Source organism: Vibrio sp. OPT46 (assembly GCF_015163535.1).
Taxonomy (GTDB): Bacteria; Pseudomonadota; Gammaproteobacteria; order Enterobacterales; family Vibrionaceae; genus Vibrio; species Vibrio alginolyticus.
Genome location: NZ_JADDYG010000141.1, coordinates 70,366 through 75,765, shown reverse-complemented (window position 1 = coordinate 75,765; position 5,400 = coordinate 70,366). Strand labels below are relative to the sequence as shown.

8 protein-coding genes are annotated in these 5,400 nt (G+C 40.0%); all 8 read left to right on the top strand.

The genetic code is table 11. From position 1 onward, the window contains the following. Window positions 1–368 precede the first annotated feature (368 nt). The gene (locus tag IQR33_RS06635) at window positions 369–836 is read left to right on the top strand and encodes an Sbal_3080 family lipoprotein (protein ID WP_005385757.1); all 468 of its coding nucleotides are present in this window, start codon (window positions 369–371) and stop codon (window positions 834–836) included. Between the two features lie 64 nt (window positions 837–900). Continuing rightward, on the top strand, window positions 901–1,233 hold the full coding sequence (locus IQR33_RS06630) for a YnfA family protein (RefSeq protein WP_005377819.1): 333 nt from the start codon (window positions 901–903) through the stop codon (window positions 1,231–1,233). 141 nt (window positions 1,234–1,374) lie between these two features. Then, a complete protein-coding gene (locus IQR33_RS06625) occupies window positions 1,375–1,779 on the top strand; it encodes a DUF1801 domain-containing protein (protein ID WP_031780989.1) in 405 nt (134 codons plus the stop codon). A gap of 153 nt (window positions 1,780–1,932) precedes the next feature. Beyond that, window positions 1,933–2,313, top strand: a complete 381-nt coding sequence (locus IQR33_RS06620) for a hypothetical protein (RefSeq protein ID WP_031780990.1) — start codon at window positions 1,933–1,935, stop codon at window positions 2,311–2,313. Window positions 2,314–2,463: 150 nt separating this feature from the next. Beyond that, window positions 2,464–2,964 (top strand): GNAT family N-acetyltransferase, encoded by a 501-nt coding sequence (locus IQR33_RS06615; RefSeq protein WP_053306918.1) that lies wholly within the window; start codon window positions 2,464–2,466, stop codon window positions 2,962–2,964. A gap of 98 nt (window positions 2,965–3,062) precedes the next feature. Then, window positions 3,063–3,314, top strand: coding sequence for a TIGR03643 family protein (locus tag IQR33_RS06610; protein ID WP_005377824.1), 252 nt, complete (start codon window positions 3,063–3,065; stop codon window positions 3,312–3,314). Between the two features lie 405 nt (window positions 3,315–3,719). Beyond that, window positions 3,720–4,109, top strand: a complete 390-nt coding sequence (locus tag IQR33_RS06605) for a lysozyme inhibitor LprI family protein (RefSeq protein ID WP_017820912.1) — start codon at window positions 3,720–3,722, stop codon at window positions 4,107–4,109. A 128-nt stretch (window positions 4,110–4,237) separates the two neighbouring features. Then, a complete protein-coding gene (locus IQR33_RS06600) occupies window positions 4,238–4,687 on the top strand; it encodes a nuclear transport factor 2 family protein (protein WP_005377826.1) in 450 nt (149 codons plus the stop codon). Window positions 4,688–5,400: the final 713 nt, after the last annotated feature.

The window sequence follows — 5,400 nt, the reverse complement described above, 5'->3', positions numbered from 1 at the left end:
AACATTAGGCCCTTTTAGCTTAGTCTTAGGGGGCAATTTACAGAACTACACGTTATGTTTAACGATAAGCTCCCCTATTCCTCTTAATTGAGCATTATGCAGCAATTTAAAATTCCGTTAGAATTGCACTTCAAAAACTTCAATGCGAAGAATTCTGAACATTGATACGGACATAAGTTCAAGAGTTAACATAACGCTATAGCAATCTCTTACTAATTATTTTGCTTCGAGACATTGGCATACTCCCGAAACAAACCCTTCGACTCTAAAGGTTTTGTTAATAACTGTTGCCATGCTTGTTAGTTATTCTCGTTGAACTCAGTATCTTGAAGTTGTTTGAATATATAAATTTAAAAAAGAGACATAAGATGCACAAAAAACTCATCATTCTAAGCTTGCCTATTCTATTAGCCGCATGTGCGGCACCAAAGTATACGGTAGAAACAATCTCGAAAGAAAATCAGAGCAAGGAAATCACCATCGTAAAAGACAACGCCACGCGAGATGTTTTCTTAGATTCGATGCAAGACTGGTGTTTGGATACCGCCCATAAATGCACAGTCGTAAGCGACGGCACTCCTCCTGTTAGCTCTGAGCTGACACTTACTTACGTATCACGCTGGAGCTGGGATTTTAGAACATTTATCGCTGATGCTCAGATCAAAGCCTACAAAAATAACGAAAAAGTAGGACAAGTTGAATTTAAAGCACCAAACAGCGCGAATCCAGATAAATGGGGTAAAGACAACAAACGAATCATTTCGATGATGGATTTGTTATTCGGTAAACAAACCGTGAGTGAGGCTCAATCCAAGATTAAGCTGGGCGAAATGTAATGAGCCGAGCAATTGCCCATTTAACCAGCATCATATATTTGTAGATAAAGATAGGAATGTTTAAGTGACTGAAGTCAAAACCATTGGGCTTTTCTTTATAACCGCCATTGCAGAAATATTAGGCTGCTACTTACCTTATCTCTGGTTAAAGGAAGATAAGTCAGTTTGGCTTTTGGTACCGGCAGCGCTATGCCTTGCTATGTTTGCTTGGCTTCTATCTTTACATCCTACCGCTACTGGCAGAGTTTATGCTGCTTACGGTGGTGTCTATATTTTTGTCGCAATTCTATGGTTGTGGTGTATCGACGGCGTTCGACCAACGCTCTGGGACATAGTGGGGGTTTCTGTCGCTATGCTTGGCATGTCAATCATCATGTTTTCACCCAGAGCATCCTAAACGTAACCGAGGGAAACCCTTACGCTTAGTATTTTGGCTATGTGCTAGATTTATTGATTAATAACATTATGACGTAATTGCTACATAGCCAAAGTACGCTTGGGCTTCACCCCAAAACAGCGCTATTTATAGGAGATACCAATGAACCATGCAGTGAAGGCAAGATTTGATGAGTATCCAAAACATGTGCGTATTCGGATAGAAGAGCTACGAAATATCGTCTTAACTATCGCTTCTGAATTAAAACTGGGGGAAGTTGAAGAATCTCTAAAATGGGGAGAGCCAAGCTACAGTGTGAAAACAGGTAGCCCGGTAAGGATGGATTGGAAACAGAAAACGCCTAGTCGTTATTATCTGTTCTTTAATTGCCAAACTAAGCTCGTCGACACATTCCGCGAACTGTATAGTGACTCACTTGAGTTTCAGGGTAATCGAGCAATAATTCTATCTTTATCAGCTCCTTTGCCAGAAGCTTCAATCAAGAGCTGTTTAGAATTAGCATTAACCTATCAAAAGCGAAAGAACTTACCTCTTTTAGGTATGTAAGATCGCTTAATAAAACTATTTACGGCCGATTAACCATATTCAACTACTCTACCTTTGTATCCTTTTTAATGCTTACGCAGTAAAGTTTTAGATTAAGTGGTCACCTTAATAGCGCCGTAACCAAACTAGTAATATCGAAATAAAGAAGAGTTTATGAAATCAAAAATCTTGTTCTTACTTATGCTTGGAGCTCATTTCAATGCTTTTTCAGCGACGAACTATCAAGTAAATGTGGTAGTAACAGAGCCTCAATCAACATTCATTTTTCCGACTTTTGAAATATCCTCTAAAGGAAAAAGCAAAACCAGTTTTGTCGACGGCTGCACGTACTTAGGAACCCTTTCAGAACCGAGCAAAAATAGCATACAGCTTGAAGCTACCATGTCATGCAACCGAGATGGCGCTACGTCAAGGATGGAAATGCCGGTATTTGTACTCAACTCCGAGGGTCAAAGCGCGAGTTATGATCTTGTAGAAAACGGGGTCGTGATGTGGAAATATTCTGTAGAAGTTAAGCCGTCACTTAAAAAGTGATATATCAGAAATACTAAAGTAACAATCAGCACTATTAACCGCCGTTTAAGTGTAATAGGTATATTCTTTACGACTTAATGACGTTACTTGTTGCCGCAAGTCTCCAACTCATGTACAAAACAGCCCTAATTTTAATAGGAGATAAGTGGCATGAATTTAATTGTACGTCAGGTAACTTTAGGTGATGCTGAAGGCATTACAAACGTCCTCAACCCCATCATTATTGAAGGTCTATACACTGTATTAGATACGCCTTTCACACCTGAAGAAGAAAAAGAGTTCATTACTCATTTCCCAGAACGGGGCGTGTTTACAGTCGCTTTATCCGAAAATAGCTCACAAGTCATAGGTTTCCAAAATATCGAGCCATTTGCACAATATACAAAAGCTTTTGACCATGTTGGCATAATTGGTACGTTTGTTAGTGACGGTGCTCGTGGCCAAGGTGTGTCTAAACAGCTTTTCAAATCGACATTCGAAGTAGCCAAACAAAAGGGTTACGAAAAACTATTTGCGTACGTTCGCGGCGATAATGAGCGAGCGTTATCAGCCTATCTCAAACAAGGCTTCGAAATCGTAGGGACCGCGAAGAAGCATGCAAAAGTTCGTGGGAAATACGTAGACGAAGTCCTCATTGAGAAGTTTTTGTAGGTGTTAAGTCGCTAAACACTAAGCACGCATATAAGAACATTTGAACCAAGACTCAATTTCCGTCGTAGAAATCTCTTTTCTAAAATAGGTTATTTGAAATGAAACTGACCTCGGAAACTGAGTCAAGAATAATAGAAATGGCATGGGAAGACCGCACCCCATTTGAGGCTATCGAATTTCAATTTGGTTTGAATGAATCCGACGTGATTCAGTTTATGCGTAGCAGGCTCAAATCAAGTAGCTTTAAATTGTGGCGTAAAAGGGTTTCGGGGCGCAATACAAAACACAACAAGCTACGAAACTCAGACATCATTAGAGGTTATTGCCCAACTCAATATAAGCCGCGATAGCGAACTGCACTTGGCATAAATTTTTATTACGAATCGCAACATTTATCGCCCTACCTTTGAATCAACTCCATGATTGGAGGGGAATAGTCACCACTTAATTCAACCTAGGTGTTTCAGGGCGATAATAAATTCAATGGGAGTCATCTTAACATCCTCAGACGCCATCAAACTAATGATTCCACAGAAAAGATTGACACAAAACGCCCACTAAAAATAACTCAGATTACGGCGTCATTTAACCCGTGTATCAATCTTCTTTGACCTTCTGTTTAGGCACTAGAATCACTAACCTTCTATTTTATCTTTGAAGGCACAGACAAAAAGCTGCATGATTAAAAAGGAAAAATAGCTGATAACGGTTTAACAAGCACTCGGAGCTTGGAGGCAATTTTGAACAAATTACTTATGATATTTGCGTTGGTTTCTTTACCTTGCTTGGCCTCTGATGATGTTGAAGACCCCTGCAAAGTAAAAGGCGGTGGCGTTATGGCTGGTTATCAGTGTGTAGAAAAGAAAATGGAATCTGCAGATAAAGAGCTTAACGAAAGTTACAAGGAAGCAATCGCTAGAATAGGTGAGGAAGAAAAAGCACTAAGGGAAACATGGTCTCAGACCGAACTGGTAGAGCCATTTCGAAAGGCCCAAAGAGCTTGGCTAAAATACAGAGACGCCGAATGTGAGTTTACGGGCCTGTCTTCTACGCCCTCACCCTGGCAAGGTGTCCAGATTGAAGAATGTAAGTTAAGAATGACGTTAGAACGCGTCGAGTACTTCAATGGTGTATACGTAGGCTAAACGGATTACATCTAACAAAGCACTTCAATAAGATTCGCAACTCTTGGCAATTTCAGTTTAAATGTACTCTGTGTTTAAGATGCAAGCGTTCAGGTTATGCGTAAAGCTTATATGGGTGTGAAATAAGTATGGAAAAAGACGATTTAGTTGGGCTAGTAGTTAAGTATTTCGAGAAAATAGATGCCGGTGATCCTAGCTATCTGGATCTATTCTCAGAGGATGTTGATTTTTTCTTTCCTAAATTTGGGCAAGCGAAAGGAAAGAGTGCCTTAGTGGAGTTTGGCAATAGGATTGGTAGCTCGTTGATTAGTATCTGGCACGACATAGACGGCTTTCAAATAACGACTGCTGGAAACAAGGTGATTGTTGAAGGACAGGAAGGCGGCGTAATGAGTGATGGTACCTCTTGGCCGGACAACAAAGTTTCCACAGGGCGTTTTTGTAGTGTATTTGAGTTTGAAGGAAAAATGATAAGTCGTATGTTTGTGTACGTAGATCCTGACTTCCCGAGTCGAGATTTTGAGAGAATTTCCGTGCTGTCAGGCGAGAGCAACGTGCGACAAACTGTTCAAGCCTGAATACTACCGCTACCGCATAGCATCTTTGTTATGCGGTAGTATTCGTAGTTAAGGTGTGTTGAGGGCTTTGATATCACTTTGCTCACACCTTATCAGTGCGTTAGCCACATTCCCTTACTGATAGAAATGCTACTTTCTTCAATCGTCCTGTATTATGATAATGAAAAAGATTGCATTAATTTTAAGATTAAAATGAACCAAAAATTTTTTCTAAAACTACTCCCTGTCCCTTTTCTTCTAACCGCTTGCCAGTCTACGCAAAGCCAGCTACAGCCTATACCTGAAAACGTATTATCAAACCTATCGAGAGGCCATTAACTATTCTTTTTCTACTTGGCTAGTCGATCAGTCCGATATCGATCAGTCTGTAAATGAAGCTCGTGTAGCGTTATCAGAATATCAGTCTCAGAATGATGGTTTAGGAACAACATGTAAGGATTGGCACCTACCCCTAGAATCTGGATTGCGAGAAGTTAACAATCATAAGAATCAAGTGGCGATAGACCAACAGCGAGCACATGAAATACATAAAGCAAACGCTTCTAAACCTGTGACGTATTCAACACCAGCATCTACTTCGACTAGTAATGTTGTTCACTGTTACAAATTGGAAGACGTTAGCTTGAATAAGAACATTCAAACCTTTAATGGAATGATATGCCCTATAGGCTGGCTTAAATATTATGGCTATTAATGTATTTGATTAATACAGG